The sequence below is a fragment of the Sulfurovum sp. bin170 genome (assembly GCF_010892395.1).
Classification (GTDB): Bacteria; Campylobacterota; Campylobacteria; order Campylobacterales; family Sulfurovaceae; genus UBA1140.
In genome coordinates this window covers 1-4,423 of sequence record NZ_JAACKB010000364.1, presented here as the reverse complement: position 1 = coordinate 4,423, position 4,423 = coordinate 1, and the positions used below count along the sequence as shown (strand labels likewise).

Annotated in this window: 2 protein-coding genes; one reads left to right on the top strand and one right to left on the bottom strand. The window is 37.4% G+C overall.

The window, feature by feature from the left end:
- Positions 1 to 2,833: DEAD/DEAH box helicase (locus GSY74_RS08720; protein ID WP_164664719.1), on the top strand; the 2,833-nt coding region annotated here is incomplete at its 5' end.
- Positions 2,834 to 2,970: 137 nt separating this feature from the next.
- Here GSY74_RS08720 and GSY74_RS08715 read toward each other — a convergent pair.
- Positions 2,971 to 4,329, bottom strand: a complete 1,359-nt coding sequence (locus GSY74_RS08715) for an FAD-dependent oxidoreductase (protein ID WP_164664718.1) — start codon at positions 4,327 to 4,329, stop codon at positions 2,971 to 2,973.
- Positions 4,330 to 4,423 lie beyond the last annotated feature (94 nt).

Below are 4,423 nucleotides of genomic sequence, written 5' to 3'. Positions count from 1 at the left end.
ACGACTTAGCTGGGGTGATGACCTGCGTTCTTTCCAAGGAGAGATTTATGAGCTGTTAGAGGCTCTGCATGGTTATTACTCTTGTGATAAAAAGAGGCTTTTGGTCTCTCCACTTCGTACACTGCTTATGCCTCTGCCAAAAGAGGAGTTTTTTAAAACCTTGGAGTTAGAATTTGCTTCAACTATCAAGTTGAAAAAGCTCAAAGATACTCTCTACCATTGGGGCTACCATTTTGTAGATATTGTGACACAAAAGGGTGAGGTCTCTTTTCGTGGGGATATTGTTGATATATATCCTCTTGGAGGTGAGTCTGCTTATCGGATTTCACTTTTTGATGAAGATATAGAGAGTATACGAGAGTTTTCGGTGGATACTCAAAAGAGTTTGAGTGAAGAGTTGGAGTCTGTCAAGGTTATTCCTGCATTTTTGGGATTGGATGCCAAGCAGTATAAAGCATTGGAGAGGCGAGTGGAAGTAAGCACTCTGGATGCTTTTGTAAAAGATATAGATAGTCTGGGTTTTTGGTATCTTAATGAGTTTGCCCAAAACTCCGTAACCTCTTTTGACGCTATTTTTACCTCCTCTATGAATCAAGAGTTGGATGAGATATACTCTATGGATAAGCCTCTAATATATAGAGAAGATTTCAATCTTTCTATTGTATCAGAAGCTAAAAAGTTTAGAGAGTTAGAGGTTATTAAACCCAATGCCATCATCAAATCTAACTTTCATAAAAAGATAAAAATTATTGCCAAAAATGAGTCTATTGTTCGTGGTTCAGAGTTAGACTCATTTGAAAATATAGAGTTTATCTATGAGGATATTATTGTAAACCTCATCTCTGATGAAGAGGTGATTATATCTCTAAATAAGCCTGTCAAACGAAAAAAAGTTAAAAAAGCCTCTATTATCTTAGATGAGTTGAAACTTGATGATTATGTTGTTCATGAAAATCATGGAGTAGGGCTGTTCAAAGGTGTTGAGAAACGAGTGGTATTAGGGGCGACACGAGAGTTTGTTCTGATTGGGTATCAAAATGAAGATATGCTCTTAATCCCTGTAGAAAATCTCAATGTTATTGACCGTTTTGTAGCAGATAGTGGTGGAGTTCCTATTTTGGACAAGATGGGAAAAGCGAGTTTCAAAAAGCTTAAAGGTAGAGTGAAAGATAGGCTATTTGCAATTGCCTCCGAGATTATTAATCTCTCAGCTCAACGACATCTGAAAAAAGGGATTCTACTCAAAAGAGATTTGGTAGAGCATCAAATTTTTATGAGTCAAGCAGGTTTTATCCATACCGAAGACCAAGAGGAGTCTATAAACTCTATGTTGGATGATATGGCAAGTGGTCGAATGATGGATAGACTGCTCTCAGCTGATGTTGGGTTTGGCAAGACAGAAGTGGCGATGAATGGGATGTTTATTGCTTATAAAAATAGGCATCAATCGATGATGGTTGCTCCTACCACACTGCTTAGTTCACAACATTTTAAAAGTATGAAAGAGCGATTTGGCAAGTATGACATCAAGATAGGAAAACTAGATAGATTTACCACAGGGAGAGAGAAGACAGCTTTGCTCAAAGGGTTGGAAGAGGGAACAGTTGATATGGTAGTAGGGACTCACGCACTCTTAAAAGCCAAGTTCAAAAATCTAGCATTTATAATCATAGATGAGGAGCATAAGTTTGGGGTGAAACAGAAAGAGGCACTCAAAGAGATAGCCATCAATGTTCATCTGCTCTCTATGTCTGCGACACCAATCCCTCGAAGTCTCAATATGGCTCTCTCCCAAGTGAAATCATTTTCAGAAATTTTAACTCCACCTGTTGATAGATTAGGGGTGAGAACTTTTGTAAAATCTTATGATGAGAAGATTGTTAAAGAGGCGATTACACGAGAGATGCGAAGAGGAGGACAGACATTTTATGTCTTTAACTCCATTGCACAGATAGAAGAGAAGAAAAAAGTACTGTTGGAGTTGATGCCAAAGCTAAGAGTTGCTGTTCTGCATTCCAAAATATCAGCCAAACAGACCGAAAAAGATATGATGCTTTTTGAAGAGGGTGAGTATGATGTGATGTTATCAACTTCTATTGTGGAGTCAGGTATACACATGCCACAGGCAAATACCATGATAGTTGATGGAGCAGATAGATTTGGTATTGCTGACCTTCATCAGTTGCGGGGTAGAGTAGGGCGAGGTGGAAAAGAGGGATACTGCTACTTTATGGTTGAAGATAAAGAGTATCTAACTGACAATGCAAAACGCCGACTTTTAGCCTTGGAGTCTCATTCTGATTTAGGAAGTGGTGCTGTTCTTGCCTTTCATGATTTGGAGATACGAGGTGGTGGAAATATTATCGGTGAAGCTCAATCAGGACATATCAAACAGATAGGGTACTCACTATATCTACGAATGTTGGAAGATGCTATCAAAGAGTTGACTGGTAAGGTCGAAGAGGAGCAGTTACAGGTTGACATCAAGTTGACGGTTGATGCGTATCTCAATGAAGAGCTAATTGAAGAGGATAGACTGCGACTAGAGCTATATCGCCGACTCTCTCAATGTGAAACCACAGGTGAAGTTTATGAGATAGAAACCGAGATAGCTGATAGATTTGGTAAACTTGATGTGATTTCACGGCAATTTATAGATGTGATGATTATGAAAGTCTTGGCTAGAGAGCAGAGGATTACCAAGGTTGCTAATGCTGGGGAGAGGGTCTTTATTGAGTTTGCTGATGGACGAGATAGGCTTTCGTTGAAGTCTTATAGTAAAGATGATGATGATTTGATTGCAACGGCTATGGGGTATTTGAAAGGGAAGTAGAATTTACTTTAAAGTTTATAAATGATATTATTATAATATATCTTATAATAAGGAATCTTATAATGTTTGTAAATAGATGAATGATACCTACTCAATCGATTCAAGCAGAACCAAACACCTTTTTAAGGAGTATATCCCTAATGTGTAATTTTTAATATGTTTTGAGCGGCTAGAACAATTGGATATGTTGTAGGAGCAGCGGTTAGAAGCGGTTGTGTTGCTACTTGCAGAGAGATTAAAGAGTGTATAGTAAGTTTAGACTCAATGGCTAATCCAATGATATTTATTATCTCACCAGCCTCTTTGTCTCCGATAACTTGACCACCTATGATTCGTCCACTCTCTCGCATGGCTATTAGCTTGACGGATTGTTTTGAAGCATCTGGAATAGTAGCTGGATGTCTATTCATACCTTGGGCAAATCCAGAAACATAATCTATATTTTCATCTGTTGCTCTTTTTTCTGTCACTCCCGCACTTGCAAATGCCCTATTGCCTATCATTGTAGAGAATATCGCAATGGTTCCATCAAAGCCTTTTAGATGTTTTATTTTATAAAGCGAACCACCTGCTACTCTAGCCTCTGCTGCTGATGTTGAAGCCAACATTACTTTAGAGGAGTCTCTTGTGATAAAATCTCTTCTCCCACTACAATCACCAACGGCAAAAATATCTTTGTTTCTTGTTCTCATAAACTCATCTACCCATATACCATCATATCCTGTAAGTTTAAGTCCAGCATCTTTGGCTAATGCTGTATTTGGTTGGTAGCCTGTAGCTAAAATAATAACATCTGTTTCAAAAAAAGTACCATCACATAGCTCAATTCCTGTTGCCATTTTATCTTTTCGTATTATATGTTTTGCATGTTCTCCAAGAGCTAATTTTACTCCCAAATCTCTCATAATCTCTTCAGCTTCAATAGCCATATCTTCATCAAATGAGAAGCCTAATATATGCCTACCACCGATTAGGGTTACCTCTTTTCCGACACTAGCAAGTTCTGTAGCCATCTCAACACCAATAAACCCATCACCAATGACTATAACTTTTTCTCTCTCTTCTAAATAGTTTTTAAGCTCTTCAACTTTGTGATACTCTTTATCAATTGTAAAAACATTCTCTAGCTCTAATCCATCCTGAAAATTTTTATGAACAAAAGGAATTGAACCTGTTGCAAAGATAAGTTTGTCAAATTTAATCGTATGATTTAGAGCTGTTATTGTTTTGTTCTCTATATCAACACTCTGCACAGTGTCTATAATCTTTTGAATCTTATCTGCAATTGGACCACTACCACACGGCATAGCGTTTTTCTCCACAGTGCCTAGAGTGTTACCAAAAACATAAGGTATCCCACATGGTACTTGACTCTTTTCATACGGTTTTATAACTATAACCTGTTTTGTGGGATTACTCTGTATCGCTGTCATGGCAGCCACCATTCCCGCAGGTCCTGCACCGATTATAAGTATATCTGTTTCTCTATTTTTCATCTTTTTTCCTAATATAAATTTTGATTTTTAAATTTCAAAAGGATTATACCTAAAGTTCTCTTATTTAAAATTATCTTTAAAAATATTTTTAGTT